General features: G+C 45.1%; 26 protein-coding genes. All 26 read right to left on the bottom strand.

The window, feature by feature from the left end; translation table 11 throughout:
• Positions 1-55: 55 nt before the first annotated feature.
• Positions 56-478, bottom strand: coding sequence for a DUF2802 domain-containing protein (locus ABUE30_RS08595; protein ID WP_408623339.1), 423 nt, complete (start codon positions 476-478; stop codon positions 56-58).
• A gap of 4 nt (positions 479-482) precedes the next feature.
• A complete protein-coding gene (locus ABUE30_RS08590) occupies positions 483-971 on the bottom strand; it encodes a chemotaxis protein CheW (protein ID WP_408623338.1) in 489 nt (162 codons plus the stop codon).
• Between the two features lie 104 nt (positions 972-1,075).
• Positions 1,076-1,996, bottom strand: coding sequence for a chemotaxis protein CheW (locus ABUE30_RS08585; RefSeq protein ID WP_408623337.1), 921 nt, complete (start codon positions 1,994-1,996; stop codon positions 1,076-1,078).
• Positions 1,993-2,775: a ParA family protein gene (locus tag ABUE30_RS08580; protein ID WP_408623336.1), complete on the bottom strand. Its 783-nt coding sequence runs from the start codon at positions 2,773-2,775 to the stop codon at positions 1,993-1,995. The genes ABUE30_RS08585 and ABUE30_RS08580 overlap by 4 nt, the downstream gene beginning before the upstream one ends.
• Positions 2,772-3,752 carry an OmpA family protein gene (locus ABUE30_RS08575; protein ID WP_408623335.1) on the bottom strand — a complete coding sequence of 327 codons (981 nt, stop codon included), beginning with the start codon at positions 3,750-3,752 and terminating at the stop codon, positions 2,772-2,774. Before ABUE30_RS08575 ends, ABUE30_RS08580 begins: the two co-directional genes overlap by 4 nt.
• A gap of 2 nt (positions 3,753-3,754) precedes the next feature.
• Entirely contained in the window at positions 3,755-4,501 is a 747-nt protein-coding gene (locus ABUE30_RS08570) for a flagellar motor protein (protein WP_408623334.1), read from the bottom strand.
• Positions 4,494-5,642 carry a protein-glutamate methylesterase/protein-glutamine glutaminase gene (locus ABUE30_RS08565; RefSeq protein ID WP_408623333.1) on the bottom strand — a complete coding sequence of 383 codons (1,149 nt, stop codon included), beginning with the start codon at positions 5,640-5,642 and terminating at the stop codon, positions 4,494-4,496. Before ABUE30_RS08565 ends, ABUE30_RS08570 begins: the two co-directional genes overlap by 8 nt.
• Before the next feature lie 23 nt (positions 5,643-5,665).
• Positions 5,666-7,834: a chemotaxis protein CheA gene (locus ABUE30_RS08560; RefSeq protein ID WP_408623332.1), complete on the bottom strand. Its 2,169-nt coding sequence runs from the start codon at positions 7,832-7,834 to the stop codon at positions 5,666-5,668.
• Between the two features lie 11 nt (positions 7,835-7,845).
• On the bottom strand, positions 7,846-8,580 hold the full coding sequence (locus ABUE30_RS08555) for a protein phosphatase CheZ (RefSeq protein ID WP_408623570.1): 735 nt from the start codon (positions 8,578-8,580) through the stop codon (positions 7,846-7,848).
• Positions 8,581-8,592: 12 nt separating this feature from the next.
• The gene (gene cheY, locus ABUE30_RS08550; protein WP_408623331.1) at positions 8,593-8,976 is read right to left on the bottom strand and encodes a chemotaxis response regulator CheY; all 384 of its coding nucleotides are present in this window, start codon (positions 8,974-8,976) and stop codon (positions 8,593-8,595) included.
• Between the two features lie 126 nt (positions 8,977-9,102).
• On the bottom strand, positions 9,103-9,834 hold the full coding sequence (locus ABUE30_RS08545) for an RNA polymerase sigma factor FliA (protein WP_408623330.1): 732 nt from the start codon (positions 9,832-9,834) through the stop codon (positions 9,103-9,105).
• Between the two features lie 10 nt (positions 9,835-9,844).
• The gene (locus ABUE30_RS08540) at positions 9,845-10,717 is read right to left on the bottom strand and encodes a MinD/ParA family ATP-binding protein (RefSeq protein ID WP_408623329.1); all 873 of its coding nucleotides are present in this window, start codon (positions 10,715-10,717) and stop codon (positions 9,845-9,847) included.
• Positions 10,718-10,729: 12 nt separating this feature from the next.
• Positions 10,730-12,148, bottom strand: a complete 1,419-nt coding sequence (gene flhF / locus ABUE30_RS08535) for a flagellar biosynthesis protein FlhF (RefSeq protein ID WP_408623328.1) — start codon at positions 12,146-12,148, stop codon at positions 10,730-10,732.
• A gap of 16 nt (positions 12,149-12,164) precedes the next feature.
• A complete protein-coding gene (flhA, locus tag ABUE30_RS08530) occupies positions 12,165-14,276 on the bottom strand; it encodes a flagellar biosynthesis protein FlhA (RefSeq protein WP_408623327.1) in 2,112 nt (703 codons plus the stop codon).
• A gap of 114 nt (positions 14,277-14,390) precedes the next feature.
• On the bottom strand, positions 14,391-15,515 hold the full coding sequence (flhB, locus tag ABUE30_RS08525) for a flagellar biosynthesis protein FlhB (RefSeq protein WP_408623326.1): 1,125 nt from the start codon (positions 15,513-15,515) through the stop codon (positions 14,391-14,393).
• A 21-nt stretch (positions 15,516-15,536) separates the two neighbouring features.
• Positions 15,537-16,316, bottom strand: a complete 780-nt coding sequence (gene fliR / locus ABUE30_RS08520) for a flagellar biosynthetic protein FliR (RefSeq protein WP_408623325.1) — start codon at positions 16,314-16,316, stop codon at positions 15,537-15,539.
• Positions 16,316-16,585, bottom strand: coding sequence for a flagellar biosynthesis protein FliQ (gene fliQ, locus ABUE30_RS08515; RefSeq protein WP_408623324.1), 270 nt, complete (start codon positions 16,583-16,585; stop codon positions 16,316-16,318). The genes fliR and fliQ overlap by 1 nt, the downstream gene beginning before the upstream one ends.
• A gap of 9 nt (positions 16,586-16,594) precedes the next feature.
• Entirely contained in the window at positions 16,595-17,338 is a 744-nt protein-coding gene (gene fliP / locus ABUE30_RS08510) for a flagellar type III secretion system pore protein FliP (protein ID WP_408623323.1), read from the bottom strand.
• Positions 17,328-17,729: a flagellar biosynthetic protein FliO gene (gene fliO / locus ABUE30_RS08505; protein WP_408623322.1), complete on the bottom strand. Its 402-nt coding sequence runs from the start codon at positions 17,727-17,729 to the stop codon at positions 17,328-17,330. Before fliO ends, fliP begins: the two co-directional genes overlap by 11 nt.
• Positions 17,726-18,127: a flagellar motor switch protein FliN gene (gene fliN, locus ABUE30_RS08500; RefSeq protein WP_408623321.1), complete on the bottom strand. Its 402-nt coding sequence runs from the start codon at positions 18,125-18,127 to the stop codon at positions 17,726-17,728. Before fliN ends, fliO begins: the two co-directional genes overlap by 4 nt.
• 13 nt (positions 18,128-18,140) lie before the next feature.
• On the bottom strand, positions 18,141-19,178 hold the full coding sequence (fliM, locus tag ABUE30_RS08495) for a flagellar motor switch protein FliM (protein WP_408623320.1): 1,038 nt from the start codon (positions 19,176-19,178) through the stop codon (positions 18,141-18,143).
• Positions 19,179-19,191: 13 nt separating this feature from the next.
• Complete coding sequence (gene fliL / locus ABUE30_RS08490) at positions 19,192-19,704, bottom strand: flagellar basal body-associated protein FliL (protein ID WP_408623319.1); 513 nt, start codon at positions 19,702-19,704, stop codon at positions 19,192-19,194.
• Between the two features lie 115 nt (positions 19,705-19,819).
• Positions 19,820-22,402, bottom strand: coding sequence for a flagellar hook-length control protein FliK (locus ABUE30_RS08485; RefSeq protein ID WP_408623318.1), 2,583 nt, complete (start codon positions 22,400-22,402; stop codon positions 19,820-19,822).
• Positions 22,403-22,604: 202 nt separating this feature from the next.
• Positions 22,605-23,051 carry a flagellar export protein FliJ gene (gene fliJ, locus ABUE30_RS08480; protein ID WP_408623317.1) on the bottom strand — a complete coding sequence of 149 codons (447 nt, stop codon included), beginning with the start codon at positions 23,049-23,051 and terminating at the stop codon, positions 22,605-22,607.
• Positions 23,052-23,068: 17 nt separating this feature from the next.
• Positions 23,069-24,403 (bottom strand): flagellar protein export ATPase FliI, encoded by a 1,335-nt coding sequence (gene fliI / locus ABUE30_RS08475; RefSeq protein ID WP_408623316.1) that lies wholly within the window; start codon positions 24,401-24,403, stop codon positions 23,069-23,071.
• Entirely contained in the window at positions 24,378-25,364 is a 987-nt protein-coding gene (gene fliH, locus ABUE30_RS08470) for a flagellar assembly protein FliH (protein ID WP_408623315.1), read from the bottom strand. The genes fliI and fliH overlap by 26 nt, the downstream gene beginning before the upstream one ends.
• Positions 25,365-25,366 lie beyond the last annotated feature (2 nt).

Genomic DNA, 25,366 nt, shown 5'->3' with positions numbered 1-25,366 from the left:
AAACTGCGTGTAAAAATAAATCAGCATACCATCTAAAATGACTAATTAGTTCACTTTAGTGACTCGCCATCGGCTTACCATGCAAAGTATAAAGCAACTCAGCTTCGGCACGAGGCAACTCACACTCTCGCATCACTTCATCAATATCCGCACCCAGTTCGACCATTTTCACCGCACGCGAATAGAGCTTACTATCGGGATCCTGAGTCACAATCTCATTTTGCCGAATCGCCGTTTGCTCAACTAAATGTTCTAATTCAGCAATTCGTGTCACCATAGCATGGTTAGCAGCATGGATTTCTACCAACTGCTTTTGTATACGCTTATGCCCTTTAACAGTTTGCTTAATCAACAACTCAAAGCTAGTTAGCTTTTGCTGCTGCTCGACAAATCCACGCCGATGTCTGCGTATCAACACCAACAGTGCAACTACGCAGATTATGGCTACTGCTGGTGCAATCCATTCAATCCAATTCATTCAGTTACAGTGAACTCAGTTCATCCCACTCATCATCTGAGAGCAGTTTATTGAGATCTACCAAAATTAACAACTGTCCATCACGATTACTGACACCTTGGATGAATTTTGCACTTTCTTCTGTACCGACATTGGGTGCCGTATCTATCTCACTACCACGCAGATAAACCACCTCGGCCACGCTATCAACGAGAATGCCAATCACTTGCTTTTCTGCCTCAATAATCACAATCCGCGTGTTATCGGTTACTTCAGCTGATGCTAAACCGAAACGAGAACGCGTATCGATCACAGTAACGACATTCCCCCGCAAATTGATAATTCCGAGGACATAATCTGGAGCACCAGGAACAGGTGCTATGTCATTATAACGAAGTACCTCCTGCACTTGCATTACGTTGATACCGTAGGTTTCATTTTCCAATTGAAATGTAACCCACTGTAAGACTTCATCACCCGCAATGGTTTCAGCGACGTTTCTTTGTTCGCTCATCGGTTCAATCCTTTTCTCTACGCCTTAAGATACAAAATAATGCCATTAAATAAGTTATAAAACGAATTCGATAATATTCCCAGTGATCCGTTTAAATAATTTTATTAACGACCATCAACATCAACGCCTCGATTTAATAATTCGAGTAATTCATCAACATGTAACAACGCACACATGCGTTTTTTGATCATCCCTGCCAACCAAGGCCGTTTACCTGGAGACTGCCGCCATTTAACATCCTCTTCACTGAGCCATTCAGTCCCTATTAAACGCTCGCAGCACAATCCCCATACACTATCTTCAAGAATGACCAAGTATCGATAGTTTACCTCGATAGCCTTATCTGGCATCACCCATTTGGCCATATCGACGGCATTAAATTTATTTTCACGCTGCATCATCATCCCTGCAAACCACTTTGGTTTACCAAATAATGAATTAATCTCCGTGATTTGATGAATACCACCGAGTTCGCTTAGGGGCACAGCATAAGTGATCCCAGCCACCTCAAAAAAAAGAGCTTGAAACGATGCGGCTACCTCAATATTACGCCATTGTGGTTCATCATGCTCAGGTTCAACCTGCAATTCAGCCTCTGAGGCCGTTTCAATTTCAGTACTACTTAGTTCATCGACCTGTTCTTCTGGCGCATCAACGAGTTCAGGTTCTGATGCAATTGGCGTTTCGACAACGTCCGGCTCACTAAATACCTCTAGTGGTGGCGTAATGACCTGGGGCAATATCGGCAATACATCGGATAAGTCTGGCTCTGCGAAAGGTTTATGTTCAATCTTAGCCTGTTCAAGCAGCTTAGCAATTGGCTTGGCCCGACGCGATAAATCGGGCAACACTTTAGAAGCTGAAAATTGTAGCGGGACAGGTGCTTGCGCTTTTGCCAGGGATTGCAGCGATAAGGCGGGCGATTCATTTTCTTTAATTATTAACGTATCATTACCGTCTTCCGGTATATCAATTAACAACGATGAAAAATAGTCATTAAGCGCTTTTTCTATCCATTGACTCATACAGCCCCCTTCGCTAATCGAACTAGATAGCGAAGTAATGTTTCATAGGCAAATACGCCACGACATTTTTTCATATAGTACGAAGGTGGCATCCGTCGAACACTTGCATCTCTAAACTTTGTATCAATAGGAATCACAGAATTCCACACGTGGTTAGGGTAATTTTCTTGTAATTCTTTTAAAGCTGACAATGATGCACGAGTCCGTTTATCATACATAGTCGGTACTATGGTATATTGGATGGGATTTGGACAAGAGCGTTGCATCAAATCGAATGTACGAATCATGCGCTCCAAGCCTTTTAACGCTAAAAATTCAGTTTGCACTGGCACTAACACTCGATCGCTAGCAGCTAATGCATTGACCATCATCACTCCAAGTACGGGGGGACAATCGATCAATGCATAATCATAAAACTCTTCAACTTGGTTAAGGATACGCCGCAAGATCAACCCCATTCCCTCACTTTGCCCTAAGGTTTTATCCAATGTTGCTAACGCCATACTGGCGCTAATCAGATCTAAGTGTTCAAATTGAGTATGAATAATCGCTTGTTTTACCTGCTCACGGCTACGTCCCTCACGGCTACGAAATAGTTCATACAAGCTAAGAGCTTGAGTATCAGAATCATAGTCCAAATAGCTAGTCAATGACGCATGCGGATCAGTATCAATCAGCAGTACTCGTTTGCCACTTTGTGCTAAAAGACCAGCAAGCGTAACGACTGTCGTCGTTTTCCCTACGCCACCTTTTTGATTTGCAACAGTCCAAACAATCACTGGTTATCCTGCCTTGTGGTAAAACGTACCCCGCCGCCAGGCAAAGGCACCGTTAATATATTCTTGCTATCGCCCTTAGGATGATTTTCTTGAGTATTTTTAATTGGTTGAGACTCTTTGTCAGTTGAACCCACCGCCGCTGGCGGTTGCCATGCAAAGCGTGACAATGCAATCACAACTCGGCGATTTTCACGACGATTCGCTGAATTATTATTAGCCACCTTTGGCGAGTATTGACCAAACCCTTCAACAGCCAACCGCTGCGGTGCCACACCTAAAGCAACCAATTGATGCAATACATTAGTCGCTCGGATCGCTGACAACTCCCAGTTTGAACGAAACAGCTCACTTCGAACCATCTCATCATCAGTATAACCTCGAACTCGAATGTAGTTATTAAACTTGTCTAATATGCGACTAAGGCGAGTTAAAACCTGTTTAGCAGGGTCTAACAATGTTGCGCTGCCGCTAGCAAACAGCATTTGATTATTCAGTGTAATCGTTAGCCATTGGTCATTCAGATCGATCTCAACCATATTGTGATGCTCAAGGCTTTGTAATGCTTCATCTAGTTGTGTTTTGATCTGAACTAATGACTGCCCTGACGTGCGCTTGGCAACATCACTCAATTCAGAAGCATCCCGCTCAGGCGGTGATTGAAGCATCGGTGCCACAATCGCACCATCAGCATGCGGCAACTTACCAATGGCATTTGGACCTAAACCACTCGATATCAAACTCGATCGTGGGTATTGCAACAATGCATCGTCTTTTATATGTTGTGATTTTTGGGTAAGGTGCTCAACCGCCTGATTTAATCGGTCTATAAAAATGGGATAGTGCGATTTATTAGCCACCGCCATAGCGTACAACAGCACAAAGAATGCAAACATTAGCGTCATGTAATCGGCATATGAAACCAACCAACGGTGAGTATCATTATGATTTTCGACACGTATTCGACGTCTTCGACGCATGACTAACTCTCCGGGATGAAAATATTCAGACGTCGTGCAAGAGTCAGACTACTTTCGCCGATTGCAATGGATGCCAAACCGACAATAATCATCTCCTGATATATTGAATATTGATAGAACAACTGCCGTAACCGATTGGCTATTGGTAAAAAAATAAGGTTCGCAAATCCCACCCCATAGATGGTCGCTACAAATGCTACCGCAATGCCATTGCCCAATTGATCAGGGGTTGCCAAAAAAGACATTGCTTGTATCAAGCCAAGTACTGCACCCAAAATCCCAATTGTCGGGCTGTAGCCGCCCATAGACTCGTAGATACTGGCATAACGTTCTAACTGCTCCTGTTCCATATCCATTTGTTGTTCTAGTACTTCTCGCAGAATCTGCGGCTCAATGCCGTCAATTAATAACGTCAACCCTTGACGACATAAGCGGTCTTCTTCATCACTACTTTGTGCTTCTAAACTCAAAAAACCTTCTTTACGAACCAAATTTCCCAGCTGATAAAGCTTTTGAGCAAGCAACCGATAATCATAACGCGGAGGGACAAAGACCCAATGCAGATGCTGAAACGCTCCCCTAAAAATCGGCCATGGGGTCTGCAACATCACAGCGCCAAGTGTTCCCCCTAGGACAATCAACAGAGCATGGGCATTGAGTAATAAAGTTAAACTCCCTCCACCTAACCACTGCCCAATAATCAGAGAACCAAATGTAATTAGCAGGCCTGATATAGCCAGCTTATCCATTACCAGCTTCCGTGACAATCGCTTGGGCGAATCGCTCAATAGGCAGCTGAATTTTAGCGAGTCCTGCTTTAGCAATAGCCTGGGGCATGCCGTACACAACACAGCTTTGTTCATCTTGAGCCCATATAGTCGCGCCTTGTGCACTGAGCATTCGGGCACCATCGCGGCCATCCGCTCCCATCCCTGTCAACACAATAGCCAAGACCTTATCATGGTAAGCCTTAGCAACAGATGCAAAGGTAATGTCGACACAAGGTTTGTAGTTGATCTTAGGATCATCAGATTCAACGATTTTGATTCGCCCACCACCATGACTATCGACCAACATCTGCTTGCCACCTGGCGCTAGATAGGCACACCCGGGTTTAAGAACATCACCATCAGCAGCTTCTTTTACACTAATCTGACAAAGTGAGTTAAGTCGGGCAGCGAAGGCTGCTGTGAACGTAGAGGGCATGTGCTGCACCAATAATATCGGGTGAGGGAAATTTTCCGGTAGTGCGGTTAATATTTTTTGCAGCGCAACGGGTCCACCTGTTGAGGTTCCAATTGCAACAATCCGATAGGCTTTACCTGAACGTTTTACCACAACAGGTGTTATGCTACGCTCAGCAACGACAGGTTCACGAGAAGGCGGACGATGCACCGTTGATTCAGTACGATGTGTATGAGTAGAAGGCGCTGTCGAGATCCGACTCGAAAAAGGCGAACTAGCACTGCTACTAGGACGACGCATCAAGAACCGATGTCGAGCAATCGCTTTGACCCGCTGTTGCAATAGCGAGATCGCTTCTTCGCGATTGCGCGCAATATCCTCAAAATTCTTAGGGATAAAATCAAGCGCTCCTGCATCTAGCGCATCTAAAGTCGCCTTAGCACCTTCATGAGTTAATGAAGAAAACATTAAAATAGGCGTGGGGGACTGTCGCATGATTTCACGCACTGCTGAAATACCATCTAGCACCGGCATTTCAACATCCATCGTGACGACATCCGGTTTCAGTTGAATGACCATATCAATGGCCTCTTGGCCATCCTTCGCCGCTCCAATCACCTCAAGCGAAGGTTCAGCATTTAAAATTTCGCTAACCCGTCGCCGGAAAAAACTCGAATCATCAACAACTAAAACCTTAACTGACATTCAATCTCACTTATCTGTTTATATTAACTTCGCCGAGCATAATGCTTTAATAAACTTGGAATATCTAAAATCAAAGCAATACGACCATCACTGGTAATCGTCGCACCAGCCATGCCTGGTGTTCCATGTAACATTTGATCTAACGCTTTGATCACCACTTCTTCTTGACCAATGAGGCTATCAACGACAAAGCCGACCTGCTTCGTATTCACTTGAACGACAACCACATGGCCATCTTTGGAACGACTACCTTGGGGATGATTACGGATCAACCAATTTTGCAGATAAAACAAGGGAATCGGCTTATTGCGTACAATTACAGTTTCTTGACCATCAACCACATTGGTTTTTGTTAAATCTAGGTGGAAAATCTCATTCACACTTGTTAATGGGAACGCAAAAATTTGATTGCCCACAGAAACCATCAACGTCGGTAAAATAGCCAAGGTTAAGGGAACCTTAATTCGTAAAGTCGTTCCAACTCCTTGTTTAGAATCAATATCAACTTGACCGTTGAGTTTGGTGATACTGGTCTTCACTACATCCATACCCACACCGCGACCAGAGATATCAGAAATCACTTTTTTGGTGGAGAACCCAGGAGCAAAAATCAGATTATAGGCTTCCTTATCGCTCATTCGGGCTGCCGCATCGGTATCCATAACCCCACGATCAATCGCAATTAACTTTAACTTCTCAGGATCCATCCCTGCGCCATCATCTGCGATCTGTAAAAGAATATGGTCACCTTCTTGGGAAGCAGATAAGGTAATAGCGCCGGTGCGAGGCTTACCCGCAGCTTCACGCACATCTGGCATTTCGATACCATGGTCAACAGAATTTCGAACCAAATGAACCAGCGGATCGGCTAACGCTTCAACCAAGTTTTTATCCAAATCAGTTTCTTCACCGATCATTTCTAACTTGATGTCTTTTTTGAGGCTGCGCGCCAAATCGCGAACAACGCGAGGGAATCGACCGAACACTTTTTTAATTGGCTGCATTCGTGTTTTCATCACCGCGCCTTGTATGTCGGCCGTGACAACATCTAAATTTGCAGTTGCTTTAGAGACTGCCTCATCATTACTATTAAGCCCTAAGCTTACCAACCGATTCCGGACTAATACCAACTCACCGACCATATTCATGATCTCATCAAGGGTGCGGGTATCTACACGAACGGTTGTCTCACCCTGAGCCACAGCAGCTTTTTGATGCTCTTTGACTTCAGCAGGCTCAACATGTGCTGGTGCGGGTTTAACTTCGGGTTTTACGCTCGCAGCTGCTTTTGCCACTGGAGCTTTTGCTGCAGGCTTGGCAGGACTCGGAGCGGCAGGAGGTGCTGTCAACGTGGGTGCTTTGCCAGCACCATGAAGCTCATCAAGTAACTTTTCAAACTCATCATCACCAATTTCATCTGCTGCACCTGATTGGCTCGAAGACGGCGAAGTCTTGGGCTCAATCGGAGCGTTGGCCGATGTTGATGGCTTACTTTGTGAGGATCCTTTATTACCATGAAGCTCGTCAAGCAAACGTTCAAACTCGTCATCAGTAATTTCATCACCACTGGCACCATTATTGGCTGGAATAGTTACTTTAGGTGGCTCGGTTGCCGCCTTCGACTCCAGACTATTCTCGGCCCCACCATGTAGTTCGTTCAAGAGCTGTTCAAATTCATCATCGGTAATATCATCAATATTCCCGTTTGAATGAGCGACAGGCTCATCAACAAGTGACTCAGATTCAAACTCTTCGTCTTGCTGCGTGACAGGTTCATCTTCGTCAACTTCAGGCTCAGCGCCAGCCGGTTCACTCAGCTTATGCAAACGTTCCAATAACTCTGGGGTAGCGGGTTGCGGTTGCTCACGCGCTTGCACAGCTGCAAACATTGCGTTAATCGCATCAAGCGCTTCCAGGATCACATCCATTAATTCAGAAGAAACCGCTCGTCCGCCATTTCGCAAATTATCAAAAACATTCTCAGCCCCATGACAAGCATCGACTAATTCATGGAGTGCTAAGAACCCTGCACCACCTTTAACCGTGTGAAAGCCTCGGAATATTGCATTCAACAAATCGCGATCATCTGGCGAATTTTCTAATTGAACCAATTGCTCAGACAATTGCTCGAGAATTTCCGATGCTTCAATCAGAAAGTCCTGCAAAATCTCTTCATCGACTTCAAAGCTCATGAACCACTCCGTTAAAATCCTAAGCTAGACAATAAGTCATCCACATCATCTTGGGATTGAACCACATCGTCTCGCACATCCTTATTATGAATCGGACCTTCTGCTTCAATACCCGATTTTTTTGGTTTAGCAGGATCTTTAAATGTATCCCCAAATAGGGTTAGCATTTCCACTAGCCGATCTTCAACTTCCTGTACCAAAACAATAACTTTACGTATCATCTGTCCAGTCAAATCTTGAAAATCCTGCGCCATTAATATTTCTGTTAGCATCTCTCTAAGCTTATCAGCATCAACTGCAGAGCTATAGAGGAACGCATCTATCTGATGGCAAAGTTTTTTGAACTCCCCTAAGCTTAGATTACGTTCCATCAAATTGCGCCAAGATGGCATCACATTTGAAATTTGGTCATTCAGATGGTCCGCAAGTGGGAGGCTAGCTTCAACTGCATCCATCGTTTTATTGGCTGCATTATCAGTCATTTCAATGACATAGTTGAGCCGGTCACGAGCATCAGGGATTTCATGGCTGGCAATTTCGTTGATTCGGATATTAAATTTAAACTCGTTGAGTGAGTCATGAAGTTCCCGAGTTAACTCCCCAATCCGTTTGAACAGCAAATCTGAATTTGCCGCACAAGTTCTGGTGATAATTTCATTAGCGTGCGCAGTATCTCCTTGCTCTAAGCAAGCAACTAGCAGCTTAGCCTCATCAAGGGAAATAAGAGGTAATTCAGTCGTCACAATAACCCTTCCCTGTTACTGGAGACGCTCGAATATTTTGTCGAGTTTCTCTTTTAAAGTTGCAGCAGTAAACGGCTTCACGATATAACCATTCACACCGGCATGAGCGGCTTCCATAATCTGCTCGCGCTTAGCTTCGGCTGTTACCATCAGGACAGGTAAATGCTTAAGTCCTTCATCAGCTCGAATATTTCTAAGTAGATCAATTCCCTGCATACCAGGCATATTCCAGTCAGTGACGACAAATTCGAAATCGCCACCTTTCAGTAAAGGTAGCGCGGTATTCCCATCATCTGCTTCATGCGTGTTATTAAACCCGAGGTCTCGAAGCAAGTTTTTGATAATCCTTCTCATCGTTGAAAAATCATCAACAATGAGAATTTTCATGTTTTTATCCAAAGTATCCCTCCCACAAGGACATACAAGGCATCATTTGATGCTAACGAACTGATACTATGGGGTTAATTATGCCCTACCCAACACTATCTTAGTAGACCTAACCCATAATTATTAGCTTATAACTCACTATTGTGTCCAATCTTGCATACGAACTTTTAGTCGTGCTAAGGCTTGGCTATGAATTTGACTCACGCGTGACTCAGAAACGCCCAAAACTTCACCAATCTCTTTAAGGTTGAGTTCTTCATCATAGTAAAGTGACAATACCAAAGCCTCTCTCTCAGGGAGATGGCTGATGCATTCGCTTAAAGCTTGTTGAAAACGCTCATTAGCAAACCCTTCATAGGGACGGTTTTTAGAGCGAGATTCTTCATTGCTTAAGGCATCTTCACTCACCCCTAAATCATCCATTCCAATAATTTTGCCACAGCTGACATCACTAAGCATGGCATGATATTCATCAATTGATACGTTTAAGTATACTGCGACTTCGCTATCTTTGGCATCTCGGCCATATTTTTTCTCAACAGCAGTAATTGCTTCGTTAATCAAGCGACTATTTTTATGGACTGAACGAGGAACCCAATCACCCCGGCGAATTTCATCAAGCATCGCCCCACGGATCCGAATGCCAGCATATGTCTCAAAGCTCGCCCCTTTACTACCATCAAAGTTTCGCGCAGCTTCAATAAGACCTATCATACCAGACTGAATGAGATCTTCGGCGATCACACTGGCAGGCAGGCGAGCCATCAAATGGTAGGCAATTCGCTTGACTAATAAACTATGGCGCGTAACCAGTGTTTCCGTATCATCTGCGGCCATACTCATACTGCGATAGGCATATGCTTTGTTCACGGCACCCTCTCTAACTACTTTTCGAATTCAGCAGGCTTTCAATGAAAAATTCCAAGTGTCCTCCAGCCTGTTCAGGAATAGGCCAGGTCACAGCTTTACTCGCCAAAGCACGAAAGGCCAATGCTGCAGGGGACTTCGGAAAACCTTCCACAATCACTTTCTGTTTACGTACAGATTGGCGCACATTATTGTCATATGGGATACACGCAACCAATTCTAACGTAGCATCCAAGAAACGATCAGTGACACGCGTCAATTTAGTATAGAGATCTTGCCCTTCTCGAAGACTCCTCACCATATTGGCGACTATCTTAAATTTATAACATCCATGCTCAGTTGAAAGGATTTTTATTAATGCATAAGCATCAGTAATCGATGTAGGTTCATCACACACTACCATCAAAATATCTTGCGCTGCACGAGAGAAGCTTAGCACCATATCAGAAATACCGGCTGCGGTATCAACTAATAACACATCGATTGGGGTTCGAAGCTCACTAAATGCTCGAATCAGTCCAGCATGTTCAACCGGTGACAATTCAACCATCGACTGTGTCCCTGAAGTCGCAGGTGCAATCAAAATTCCATTAGGCCCTTCAACAAGAATATCCTCGAGCGAACATTCACCACTTAACACATGCGATAAATTACGGGTTACACGCAGACCTAACATGATGTCGACATTAGCCAGTCCTAAGTCTGCATCGAGAACTAAAACACGCTTACCTTGTGCCGCCATAGCGACAGCGAGGTTCAAGGTGACATTCGTTTTACCAACGCCTCCTTTACCACCCGTGACCGCTATGACTTTTACTTTTCTGTTCTTTTGCATCATTCTTAAGCCACTAGCCTGATTAAACTGAGTTAAATTATTACCTTGCATATTGTTAGTCCTCTATCCTTGCCGATTATCAAGAGGCCAATAATAGGAACTATTATCTTGTCCCGACGCTAACGCCTGCGCGACTAATTCGTAAGGATCGGCAACCGCAATATCTTCCGGTACTCGTTGCCCATTGGTGATATAACTAATAGGCAGTGCATTGGTTAATGCTACATTTAAGACTTCTGCCAAAGACAAACTCTCATCCAGCTTAGTTAAAATGGCCCCTGCTAATGGGATCCGACTGAAATGCTGAACAGTTTCCTCGATTACTCGTCGCTGTGCATTCGCTGACATCACCAAATAACTACGAATATTTACACGGCTATTTTTAACCAGTGCATCAAGTTGTTCGTTTAAACGCAGATCACGCTGGCTCATCCCCGCAGTGTCAATAAGTACCAATCGTTTTTCACGGAATTGGTAGAGTAACTCAGAAAGTTCATTCTCATCTTTGGCCACTCGAACCGGACACCCCATGATCTTACCATAAGTCGATAACTGTTCGTGTGCGCCAATGCGATAGGTATCCGTAGTAATCATCGCCACCTGTTCTGCCCCATAACGTTTGGCAAAGCGGGCTGCAAGTTTAGCAATCGTCGTGGTCTTGCCAACGCCCGTTGGGCCCAATAACGCAATAGCTCCGCCATCAAGGAGGACATCATCGTCCCCAGTTTCTAATTGAGCGGCTAGCAGCTCATGGACATGCTGCCACGCTTCACTCGATGAACAACTTTCAGGGACTAGACTCGCGAGCTGATCGGCCAAAATATCGGCAAAGCCTAGCCGCTGTAATTCCTTAATCATCATGGCGCGAACGGGTTCTTCTCGCTCGACTTCTTGAAACATCAACCCTGAAACTTGGTGTTCTAGCAACTTACGCATCTCAGCCATTTCAGAGCGAAGCGAATCAATGGCCTGTGTTTGTTCATCTTTGTTATTCGTCGGCTGACGACGCAATGGTGCAGATTTTTTTTCTTGAGCTCGACTAGCTTTCCACTGCTGTTGTTCGGCGATTGTCTTGGGCCGAGTACTATTTAGATGACCTTGTGATGAAGCGCTAGTCGGTGGTAGTGATTTAGCCCCAACATCTTGCAAATTGCGTTGTTGACGACGGAGAAAATCAGCCAAATTATCTTTTAAACTGGCTGAATCGTCAAAATTCCGTAAAACGTCATTTTTCTGAGCTTTAACCTTAGGTTGTGGCGCTGCTTTCTTAGACACTGCAGACGAAATATTGACACTATCTTCAGCTAGTTCGCGAGCATTAGCAAGTGATTCGTTATCGGTTCCATAATCAACCGCTGCAACGATTTCAATGCCTCCAGTTACCTTTTTATTTGACATGATCACCGCGTCACTGCCCAATGCCTCTTTAACTTCAAGCAGCGCGCTGCGCATATCTTTGGCAAAAAATCGCTTCATTTTCACTGACTAATTCTCCCGCCTATTGCCCAACCGAGCTGACGATCCGTATTTGTTTCTCTTCAGGTACTTCCTGATAAGAAAGTACCCGCAACCCAGGGATCGCATTTTTTACAAACCGTGACAAGCTAGCTCTTAAAATACCAGATGTCAGTAATATAGCTGGCTGACCGACTAATTCCTGATTTTGAGCGGCTTCCGATAGTGACCCTTGCAGTTTTTCTGCAAGTCCTGGTTCAATCCCAGCACCTTCGTTGCCAGCTGCCTGCATAGACTGATGCAATATCTGTTCCAAATCTGGAGACAGGGTAATTACCGGTAACTCTTGTTCAGGACCGATCAATTCTTGAACGATCATACGTTTAAGCGCGATACGGCACGCTGCAGTTAGTACTTCGGGATCTTGGCTGCGTGATCCATACTCCACTAATGTCTGAATAACCGTACGAATATCACGCACAGGAACACCTTCTTGCAGTAAGTTTTGCATCACTTTGACCACCACTGAAAGCGTCAAGGTGTCAGGAATTAACCCTTCAACTAATTTAGGATATGATTTAGCTAACATATCCAGTAAATTTTGCACCTCTTCATGACCCAATAGTTGCGATGATTGATTCGTCAACAGCTGACTTAGATGTGTGGCAACAACCGTCGCTGAATCGACAACGGTATAACCCAGCGTTTGCGCATGCTCTCTAAGATCATTAGAGATCCACTTAGCTTCCAAGCCAAAGGCCGGATCTTGGGTCGGTATTCCCTCTACATCGCCAAATACTTGGCCGGGATTGATTGCCATTTCCTTATCATGAAACACTTCAGCTTCGCCAAAGGTAATTCCCATCAAAGAAATGCGATACTGATTGGGGCCCAAATCAAGGTTGTCACGAATATGCACCGCAGGAACTAAAAAGCCCAGCTCTTGCGAAAGTTTTTTACGCACCCCTTTAATTCGTGACAATAGTTCGCCCCCTTGGCTTTTATCCACCAAAGGGATCAACCGGTAACCGACTTCTAAGCCAATCACATCAACAGGTTGAACATCATCCCAGCCTAACTCTTTGGGTTCAGTTGATGGTCTATTTTCACTATCACGGGTCGCTTTATCCTCATCCTGAACCTGCTTGCGGATGACACCATAGCGCCAATATCCACCACCAGCACACAACAGAGCAAAGCTTAAAAAGGCGATGTGAGGCATCCCAGGAACAATACCCATGATTAACATAATAGCCGCAGCAATAACCAACACACGTGGGTTTTGCAGCATCTGTGTTTGTACCGCTTCACCCATATCTTGTTCTGTATTTTGCCGAGTCACAATGATTGCAGCGGCAATTGACAATAACAACGATGGTATTTGTGCGACTAATCCATCCCCGATGGTCAACAACGTATAGACTTGAGCCGCTTCAGAAAATGACAGATTATGCTGCGCGACGCCAATGATAAAACCACCGATGACATTGATCATCAAAATCAAAATCCCGGCTACTGCATCCCCTTTCACAAACTTACTCGCACCATCCATTGAACCGTAAAAGTCAGCTTCTGAGGTCACGTCCTGACGACGTATTTTGGCTTGTTCTTGGTCAATTAAACCTGCATTTAAATCAGCATCAATAGCCATCTGTTTACCGGGCATCGCATCCAAAGTAAAACGAGCGCTTACCTCTGAGATACGACCAGCCCCTTTGGTAACCACCACAAAGTTGATGATCATCAAAATCATAAAGACCACTAAACCAACCGCATAGTTACCACCGATCACAACTGATCCAAATGCTTCAATAACGTGTCCAGCGGCACCAGGACCATTATGCCCTTCCAATAAAACGACGCGAGTCGAAGCCACGTTTAAAGCAAGGCGTAGCAATGTCGCTATCAGCAATACCGTTGGAAAAGCAGCAAAATCAAGGGGACGCTTGGTGTACACGGATACCAGCAAGACCACCATCGACAAGGCGATATTAAATGAAAACAGCATATCCAGCAGGACGGGGGGTATAGGCAACACCACCATGGCCAATGCCGAAAGCACCAGTAAAGGGGTGCCAATTCCTTGGAAAGTTTTAGCGCGCAGTTTTTTTAAATCTTGCAAGCGAAAACGTTGTATTGAGTTAAGCAATTCCATAAGGCGGCGGTTTTCCGACATAACTACGGGTAGATAACTTTATGCTCGCAAAAACCATGCCGAATAAACAAGTCGATTGAGTAAAACGCAGGCAAACAGCAATAAAAGTAACGATTAGTATTTCAGTTCATCTGGAACATCAATATTATTTGGTTGGTGGGGACGACGGGCTCGGCCTTTACGGAACTGTTCCAATTGAAATACATAGGCAAGAATTTGTGCAACTGCGATAAAGAGTCCATCGGGAATTTGTTGGCCAATTTTGGTGGTATGGTATAACGAACGCGTAACGGCTGGTGACTCTAACACAGGAATATCATAGTACTGGGCAATTTCGCGGATCTTGAAAGCAATTTCATCAACCCCCTTCGCTAATACAATCGGTGCGCCAGATTTATCAGTATCATATTTGAGCGCCACCGAGTAATGTGTTGGGTTGGTAATCACTACATCGGCTTGCGGGACATCGGCCATCATTCGTCGATTGGTCATCTCCATTTGCAGACGGCGAATACGGCTCTTAATCTCAGGATTACCTTCTGAATTTTTATGCTCATCTTTGACTTCCTGTTTCGTCATCTTCAGCTGCTTAGTATGATTCCAACGCTGAAATGGCACATCAATGGCGGCGATTAATAACAGGCTTAAAGTCATCAATAAAAATAACCATTGCAACATACTCAACGCGCTAGCAATGGCTTGAGGAAGTGTTTGCATTGACAGTGATAGCATCTCGTCGAACTTCCAACTAAACAGCCACCATACAACTAGCCCAATCACAGTCACTTTAGCAATGCCTTTGACCAATTCCACCAACGCTTGAATGCCAAACATCCGTTTCATTCCAGCCAGTGGCGACATCCGACTCCATTTTGGAGCGGCCGCTTCCCAACTAAAGGCGATGCCTCCAAGCAGCGTATTGCCAAGCACCCCAGCAACCACAATAATAACCATCAGCCATGCCATCGGTTTGACTAACACCACCAGCATACTGCCAATACTATGAAACATCAGATGTGGATCAAACACCTGTTCCCGTTGCAATGAAAATGCATTTTTCATGATGGTCGCAATAGCCATGCCTAACTGCTTACCAACTAACATTAGCGCTACAGCAGATCCTATGAGTACCAATGCGGTTGCGAGCTCTTTGGAACGGGCAATCTGTCCCTTCGCTCGTGCATCACTAAGCCGTTTGGCTGTGGGTTCTTCGGTGCGTTCTTGATCTGTCTCAGCCATGCGAGGCCCTCGCTGATAGCACTAACAATTGATCTTCAACAGTCCGCAGGCAAGGGAGCGAGCCGACCACCATTGATGTTCAAAGTGAGTTAAAAAGTTCCCGATGGTCAACCATAAAATAAACAATCCAAATAACATGCTCACCGCAAATCCAATGGAAAAAATATTCAGCTGTGGGGCTGCGCGTGTCATTACACCAAAGGCAATATTAATCAGTAACATGGATACAATTGCTGAGATAGTCATCGCCAAGGCCGCGTAAAATAACTGTGAATACCAAGCAGCAATTTGTTCAAAGTCGAGGCTAGATAAACCCGATTCACCGATAGGTAACGTCTGAAAACTCATGGTAATCAGTCGAATTAACTGTAAATGACCATCCAATGACAAAAAAACCAGTGTCCCCAGCAATAAATAAAACTGACCAATCACTGGACTATTCTGGCCATTAGTCGGATCGACCATTGAAGCAAACCCTAAGCTGGTCTGCATCGCAATCACTTGACCGGCTAGCACAAATGTTTGCATCACTAAATGTGTGATAAATCCAATCGCAAACCCTATCAGTAATTGTTGAATAACGACTAAAAAAGAGCGCAATGAAAATAGTTCAATGCCATGCACTGGAGGAAGCAGCGGCACTACCGTGAACGAAATAGCGAACGCCAGTAATAACCGCACCCTCGCCGGAACCGCTCGCCCCCCAAAAGGGATCATAACCATCAGTAAGCCCCCAATACGCATGAACGACCACAGGTATAGGCTTAGCCAGTTCAGTACAATATCGGCAGGAAACTGCATCAGCTAATTACCTGTGGAATCATATTCACCATGCTAATAAATAGATCCATCAGCATACGAGTAAACCAATGACCGAATGCCATCAATACCAATAGTGTCACAATCAATCGAGGTAGAAAGCTTAAGGTTTGTTCATTAATGGAGGTTGCGGCCTGAAACACCGAAACAATCAACCCCACAATCAAACTCGGTATAATTGCCACAGAGACCAAAATCACCACCTGACTCAGTGCATGACGGAAAACATCCACAAAAACTTCAGGTTGCATAATGGCCTCCTATAAACCGAAACTTTTAGCTAATGTTCCCATCACTAATCCCCAACCATCAACGAGCACAAATAGCATCAGTTTAAATGGTAGTGAAACAATCATCGGTGACAACATCATCATCCCCATTGCCATCAAAATAGATGCAACGACCAAATCGATCACCAAAAACGGAATAAACAACATAAACCCGATTTGGAAGGCTGTTTTGAGCTCTGATGTAATAAATGAGGGAATTAACACCTGCATCGGAACTTGCTGAGGATCTTTAATTTTAAGGTGAGCAATCTCGACAAAGGTCTGCAGATCAGTCAAACGCGTTTGTCCCAACATAAATTTACGCATGGGCTTTTCCGCTTCATGAAAAGCCTGGATCGACGTCAATTTATTATTAATATAGGGTTGTAGCGCCGTATCATTAATTTTATTTAATACTGGCGACATAATAAAAAAGGTCAAAAACAATGCAATCCCAACAATGACCTGATTTGATGGTGTTTGCTGTAACCCTAACGCTTGGCGCAAAATCGCCAGTACCACCACAATTCGTGTAAACGATGTCATCATAATCAACACAGCTGGCAGAAAGCTCAGTGCTGTCATCATCGCCAAGATTTGTAGGGTCACTGAATACTCCTGACTACCGTCAGGATTAGTGGTTACAGTAAGGGCGGGTAAAAAGTTATCCTTCGCACTGACTGGTATTGCAATCAACAACAATATCAGCAGTAACCATTTACGATTAACGAGCATTTCCTTTGAGAATCCGATTCAGTTGCTGGGAAAAATTTGACGTCTGGGGAGTCCCTTGCAAAGGTTCTGCCAGTTTATCGAGAAGTTCAATGTGTTGGTGAGTCACCCCCAGTAAATACTGCTGCGACCCCACTTGTACAACAAGAATACGTTCACGTGTTCCTAACGTTAGGCTGGCGACAACACGCATCTGACCATGGCCAAACCCACTAAAACGAGACTTCTTAGCAAGCCACGCACAGATCCCAATCGCCATCAAAACCAAAATCATCGACAATGACCAAGAGAGCCAATCGCCGGTATCGAGAGGTTGATTGGTCACACCAACTGTCTCTTTGGCCTGCGCTAAAACGGGCCAAAAAGTCAAAATAATGACAACTAACTGCTTCATTTGAGTTTCTTAATTCGTTCTGTCTGACTAATGACGTCAGTAAGGCGTATCCCAAACTTATCGTTGACCACGACAACTTCTCCATGAGCCACCAAAGTACCATTAACCATTACATCAAGTGGTTCACCTGCAACGCGATCAAGCTCCACGACCGAGCCTTGATTAAGTTGCAGTAAGTTGCGAATATTAATACTGGTACGACCGACTTCCATTGAAATAGTCACTGGAATATCTAAAATTGCGTCTAATTTTTGCTGTTCCTCATCAGAGAGAGGTGAACCAGCTTTAGGATCATCAGCAAAATCTTCTAATTCAACCTTTTCTGCCCCCATCGACTCAGCCATCGCGGCGGCCCATTCATCAGCCATATCATTTTGATCTTGTGATTCGTCACTCATAATTCTGACCTTATTAATATCCCATTTCTTCATCGGTGCGACGCCGATTGCGTGCCACCACCATTTCAATATCGCTTTTTACAGAATCTGGACGTTTCAACTTGTCACTAATTTTTAACGCTAAATTCTCGCCTCGACGCCCTAACTTGGCATGATAACTCGGTAAATCCTCAACAAAAACCAGCGCATTCTCTGGCATGTCAATAGGGATCACATCACCAACTTGCATATTGAGCAATGCGCGCAAAGACACCTCAACTTGTAGCAATCGAGCAGATATCCCAACCGGCACGTCCATAATCTCTTCACGCAGCGCACTACTCCAACGCTGATCAGTGTCCTCATTATCGCTTTGTACGCCAGCATCAAGCAGCTCACGAATAGGCTCTACCATCGAGTACGGCATGGAAATATGAAAATCACCGCCGCCGCCATCGAGCTCAATATGAAAAGAACTCACCACAATCACTTCACTGGGACTGACAATGTTGGCCATTGCGGGGTTTACTTCAGAATCGAGATACTCAAACTCGACATCCATCACGGGTGCCCACGCCTCTCGATAATCTTCGAAAACAATTTTAAGCAACATTTGAATAATGCGGCGTTCAGTTGGGGTAAATTCTCGGCCTTCAATTTTAGCGTGATAACGACCATCTCCACCAAAAAAGTTTTCGACCAAAATAAACACCAAGCGGGCTTCCATGGTAATCAGCGCCGTTCCCTTAAGCGGACGAAACCGCACCATGTTTAAGCTGGTTGGGACAAATAGAGTATGTACATACTCACCAAACTTAAGCATCTGTACGCCATTAATGGACACCTCTGCAGTACGGCGCATCATATTGAACAAGCTGATCCGCAGATGCCGAGCAAAACGTTCATTAACCAGCTCCAATGTCGGCATTCGGCCACGAACAATGCGGTCTTGCGAAGAAAAATCAAACTCAACCACCTCACCACTTTCGGCAATGGGCGAATCATCATCTTCAACGTCATCGACACCATGTAGGAGCGCGTCGATCTCATCTTGGCTTAATAAATCAGTCACAATCTCTCTTTACTTATTGCATGACAAATCCAGTAAACAGTACCTTCTCAACGACCGATTTACCCGTTAAGTCCTTGAGCGCTTTACGCGTTGCATTCAATGCTAAGATACGCAACTGTTCTTTTCCCTGAGGTGTTGAAAGTGTATCAACCGTTGCCGCTGAAAAGATATTTAATAATGTTCCTTCAATCAACGGAATATTTTTCTTGGCGAGATCTTCATTCGCACTACCACGTACCATCAATTGCACTTTGATCTGTACCAGACGGTCACGATTATTGCCGTTGACGTTAAATACAAAGGGTCGTGGCATCCCAACATACAAGGCAGGCTCTTTCGCTGGAGCCGGTGCAATTTGGACTTGCTTTGGGTTATCAGCCGTTTTCGCATTATCGCCTTTAATAAACAAAAAGTAAGCAGCAGCGCCACCGCCCACTAGCACGACTAATGCAATCACAATGATAATAATTAGTTTTTTCTTGCCACCACCGGATTCTTCAACTTTTAATTCGCCCTCATCTGCCATTTTACTACCTCAAATAAAATCCTTTGGTTTACGCGCAATTATGGCACATTTCAACGAACTTATGACAATTCAATTTACCCATCTCATTGACCATCTTACCGCATGCCGCATTCGACTACGCATAATAGTCAATGCCATCTTTTGCCGAAGGTCGCTGATGGCGCACAGGCGCTGCGATTTCGTCGAATTCAGAATCCCCCCCCAGTGTTGATGAGCGCATTCCAGCGGGTAAATGACCTCGACCATCACCGCCCGTTTGAGCAAATGCTTGCTGCTGAGCTTGGCCTTGACCGCCTGAGTTTTGTTGGCTAATTTGGCTCTGCCCCAATTGGATCCCCTGCTGAGCTAACATCTCTTTAAGCTTAGGCATTGTTTGCTCTAACATGTCGCGCGCTTGTGGATTATGCACTTGGATCTGCACTTGTGCTTGATCGTGGTGTAAGCTCAAGCGAATATTCATTGAACCAAGATGACCGGGATCTAAGCGAATTTCTGCAGTTTGCAATTTATTCGAAACCATATAATTGACGCGTTCATTCAATTCACTAGACAGATGAGTGTTATTGTTCATCGACAGTTGGCTGGCAAATGAGCTATCCGCTTTTTGATTCGCTGATGCAGCCGAATGATTCATCATATTTGATTGTCCGCTACCTTGCTGTTGACCTTGCCCCCCCAGACCAGAGGCATCATTGGACAACGCATGATGAGCTTGAGCAGCCAGATTGGTCACTGTCGCACTCGATGGGGATGGTTCCTCATGCTGAGAGGCAGAGCCTGCTTTAACGGCTTGATGGACGGCAGCCTGTAAAGCTGAATGGCTAGAATTAGCCGCAGTGTTTACAGACTGACTGCTCGCTGCTGTGTCATTAGCTGATTGCATAGCCTGTGTCACATCCAGTGGCTTGCTCGATTGCACATTTTGTCCGCTCTGCAAGGTGGACTGCGCTAACTGAGTCGGCAACATTTTTCCTTGGTCGGTAAGCTTTTTACCCTGCGTGCCATCCGTACCTTGAGCCACTTCACCCGTTGCGCCCTTCACGCTTTCATGACTGGCACTAAGCGATGATTTATCTTGAGGATCACTTGATGGTAACTGTGAGGCCGCTAATTTATGTCCAGATTGTAGTTGTTGTAGCAAGGTACTGGCATTATTCGATGTTCCTGCAGCCTCTTTGGCATCACCCTTTGCATGTTCAGTTTGTTCCTTGGACTGCATCACTTGTTTGAGCGCCGCTTGCATCTGAGAACTCAGCATAATTTTTGACGCCGATGGAGCCATGGCAGTTTCTGATCCAGAAGCGGCCTGCGATTTATCAACAGATTGATCCAGTTTTAACTGAGCCATCACCAATAACGCGGCAGTTGTCAGATCCAGTGAATCTACGCTAACTTGCTCTTCGTGATCACCTGCGTGAACTTTATCTTGATGCAGTGCTTTAAGGGCAGCGGTGAGCTTATCGATCAAGTTTTTAGCCTCAGAACTTGCTCGACCAGTCTCGTCACCATTGCTCTGATCGCTTGCATTTTGGCTTTGTTGCAATGTGTTAAGCGCTGCAGCAAGTTTTTCGCTCAAGTTATGAGCATCAAAACTGACCGTACTCGCCTCTTTACCATCCATCTGATCGCTTGAACTTTGGCTTTGTTGCAACGCCTTAAGCGCTGCGGCAAGTTTTTCGCTCAAGTTATGAGCATCAAAACTGACCGTACTCGCCTCTTTACCATCCATCTGATCGCTTGAACTTTGACTTTGTTGCAACGCCTTAAGCGCTGCGGCCAGTTTTTCACTCAAGTTATGAGCATCAAAGCTGACCGTACCCGCCTCTTTACCACCCATCTGATTCTTTGAATTTTGGCTCTGTTGCAATGTGTTAAGCACTGCGGCAAGCTTGTCGCTTAGATTTTTGACTTCCGTGGCGGCTTTGCCACCTCCGACTTGATCATCAGAATTTAAGTTCTTTTGCAACGCTTTAATCGCTACTGCGATTTGCGTGTTGACATCAGTCGGTGGGCTTGCAAGCGATAGCTTGCCACTCAACTGTTGTAGCGCCTCAAGTGCTGCATGTAGTTCATCTGTTGGATCCGTACTTTGTGTATCCGTCACACCTGCGTCATGCTGCACTTTTTGTAAAGCAAGTAATGCCAACTCAAGTGGCGTAACATCTAGTCCCTCAGAATTTGATTGATCTTTATTCGAAGCCACCAGTTTTTGCGCTGTTGCAAGAACTTGTTGCGCTAGTTTCATATTGGCAGATAGCTTAGGATCACCGTCCTTAACTTGCGTACTTACCGATTGTGCCTGCTGCACTTGGTTGAGTAACTGCTGCGCATCTTTCACTGGTTTTTTTTCATCATAATCAGTATCCAATTTGGTCACTGAATGCTTAGTCGGTCGAGCATTTTGCTGAGCAGTTGACGATGATGAACGAGCATCTGTGCGCGACAAGGGTGCTGAGTTCATTGTTTGCTGTGAGATCCGATCTTGAGTCGACTCAGCGCGAGACGAGTTCACTCGCGAGGCATGACTCGGCAGAATATTGCCGCTTTTTCGCGTTGGCCAATGTTGTTGTTGACGAGCTTGACCGAATGCATCATTAAAGGAATGCGCATGAGAAGGCTGAGTTACGACCCCCACTGAAGTAGTTTCATTTCTTGAGGGAGCTAGCTGGCTGATATTTGCGATGTTCACCGTTGCCATAGACGATCCATTCCTTGCCTAACAAGACTTTATTCCTACGCTGTGCCACACGGCAAACAGCAACATTCAAGAATAGTTAAGCAAGATCTAAACCAATTAAATCAAAGCACATCAAGTAAACGATATCAGCGCCATAAATCGCGCCATAACAACATCCAAGAAGTCATTCATAGCCGATCAAACAATGGATTATCTATGCAGATTATAAGGGGTTATGCTGACGAGCAAACCGTAAGGTCGCGTACTCATCGAGGAGCTTTTGCTCATCTCGAGCCATCTTATGCGCCACCTTTTGCAACTGGCGCTGTTGCAATTGTTCTATTGCTTTACGCCGAGTTTGTAACTCGAGCCACTGTTGGCGTTTTTGTTGTACATTCGTTCGCAACCGTCCAACACTTTGCTGTTGATCAGATTCGGCCTTTTCAATGGTTTGTATAAAAGCCTGATACTGATGAAACCCAGACGCAAGGATACCGTCTGCGCCGCGAGCGAGAGATTGCTCCATATAACTACGACGATAGGTCTCTAATTGCGTAAGTTGATGCTCAAAAGAGAGCAGTTGCTGACGCGCTTGGGTAAATTCAGCGACGGCTTGTTGCTCTTTTCGATGTAATTGATCACGTAATATGGTTAACGCTTGACTTGCCATAGCGACAATTTACTCCGTTAATACTGATTTAACTGGGCCATCTGCATCAATCGCTGCAATTGCGCCAAACTTTCGTCAAAGCTCACGATCTCTTTCATTGTTTGTTGCAAAAATTGATCCATATTAGGTTTTAAATTAATCGCCAAATCAATACGCGGATCCGAACCTCGCTGGTAAGCCCCTAAATTAATCAAATCGCGATTTTGCTGATATTGGGCATAGAGCATTTTTATGCCCCGCGCCAATTGCTGATGTTCATCGCTTGTCACTGCTGGCATTACTCGGCTAATCGACTTTTCAATATCAATGGCTGGATAATGACCACTATCAGCTAAATCTCGTGATAACACAATATGACCATCAAGAATTGCTCGAGCCGCATCAGCGATCGGATCCTGAAGATCGTCGCCTTCAGTCAATACCGTAAAAAATGCAGTAATCGACCCTTGCCCCGCTTGGCCATTACCTGCTCGCTCCACTAACCGTGGCAGTTTGGCAAAGACTGATGGCGGATACCCTTTTGTTGCAGGTGGTTCACCGATTGCCAGTGCAATCTCACGCTGCGCTTGCGCATAACGAGTCAATGAATCCATCAACAGCAATACATTAAACCCTTGATCGCGAAAATATTCAGCGATCGTTAACGTCGTGTCACACCCCTTCATTCGCATCAATGGGGATGCATCGGCTGGCGCAGCCACCACCACCGATCTGGCACGGCCTTTCTCGCCTAAAATATCGTCAATAAATTCTTTTACTTCTCGGCCACGTTCCCCAATCAGTCCAACGACGACCACGTCAGCACTTGTGCCTCGAGTCATCATTCCCATCAGCACACTTTTACCCACCCCAGAGCCGGCAAATAATCCCATACGTTGACCTTGTCCGACCGTAAGTACGCTGTTGATAGCTCGCACTCCCACATCAAGAGGATCGCGAATGGTTTGGCGCAACATCGGATTAATGCGCTCGCTGCTAAGCTGGGCGCTGTGACGGGTCATAATATCACCTAAGCCGTCCAAAGGTTGTCCCAAGCCATCAATCACTCGTCCCAACAGCTCAGGCCCAACAGGGATTCCATGTTCCTCATTGAGTGGCGTTACGCGCGCACCCGGAAGCACGCCCGTCAATTGTTCACTAGGCATTAAAAATAGTTTATCACCGGAAAAGCCCACCACTTCAGCTTCTAAATCACCGGTCAGCGTCTCCACTCGGCAAAGCGAACCGACAGAAGCCCGGCACCCGACCGCTTCTAATGTTAATCCTACAACTCGAGTTAGTTTTCCAGCAACAGTAGGCGCAAGACGCAAAGGAGGTAGAATGAACTTACTGAGGGTCTGACTCAACTCCATCGTCATCTCCGATGTTATGTTGTTGATTAAGATGAGACGCATCATCATGCTCATCGGCGTTAGGTTCGACACGTTCAACCGCGTCATCTGCTACACTGTCAGACTCACTTTGCTGCGACGTTGACGTTGATGATTCAAATTCAGGCAACTCGGTTGGCGCAACTTGGCGGGCATGTTCATTATTCTCGGCTTTAAAACGTTTCAGAGCTTGCTCAATCACGTTCTGCATCGAATAGTCAATGGTCGAGTTTTCAGCTTCAATCATGCAATCTCCCCGCGGGAGACTGCCATCTTCAAGCAACTGCCAGTTTTTTTTCTGTTGGGTTTGTTTGGGATAAACACTTTCAATGATCATCAGGTCATCAGGATGCAAGTGGATCAATAGTGTTTGGTTTGTTACAGGCATAGCCTGCACCGCTTCTTTAACGGTATGTATAATCACCTGCTTATTAGTGGTTAATTCACTTTGAATAACCGCTCTGGCGACATCACAAATCAGATCAACAAGCTGTAATTGAACTTGAGCGGTCACCTGTTGGACAGGGACAACCAGCTCATCGAGTAATTTGAGCCAATAACCACTTAAGGTGTCAATCTGCTGCTGACCTTGTGATAATCCCTCTTTTAAACCTTGCTGAAAGCCGTGTTCATAGCCTTCTGCCTGCCCTTTTTCTCGACCTTCTTCAATCCCTTGGGCTGTTCCCACAGCTCGGCCTTCAGTTACACCTTCGTCATAAGCGACCTGACGAATAGATTCAATATCGTCAATGGTCAAAGGCCTAACCTCTTCCTCTTTCATCCGATTTTGTGGCTCACTCTCATCTTGATACCAATCAAATGGACGATTTAAGGCATTGGTTGCAGCTTTATGGATAGGCTTACCAAAGTCAGGAAGATCATAGTCTTCAGCGGACACATCACGCAGTTTGGCAATATCGTCATCTTTAATGTGATCAACCATCG

It is taken from the genome of Celerinatantimonas yamalensis, from assembly GCF_046054155.1.
In the GTDB taxonomy this organism is placed as follows: domain Bacteria; phylum Pseudomonadota; class Gammaproteobacteria; order Enterobacterales; family Celerinatantimonadaceae; genus Celerinatantimonas; species Celerinatantimonas yamalensis.
The sequence above is the reverse complement of the archived record's forward strand: the minus strand, read 5'-3'. Positions and strand labels throughout refer to the sequence as shown.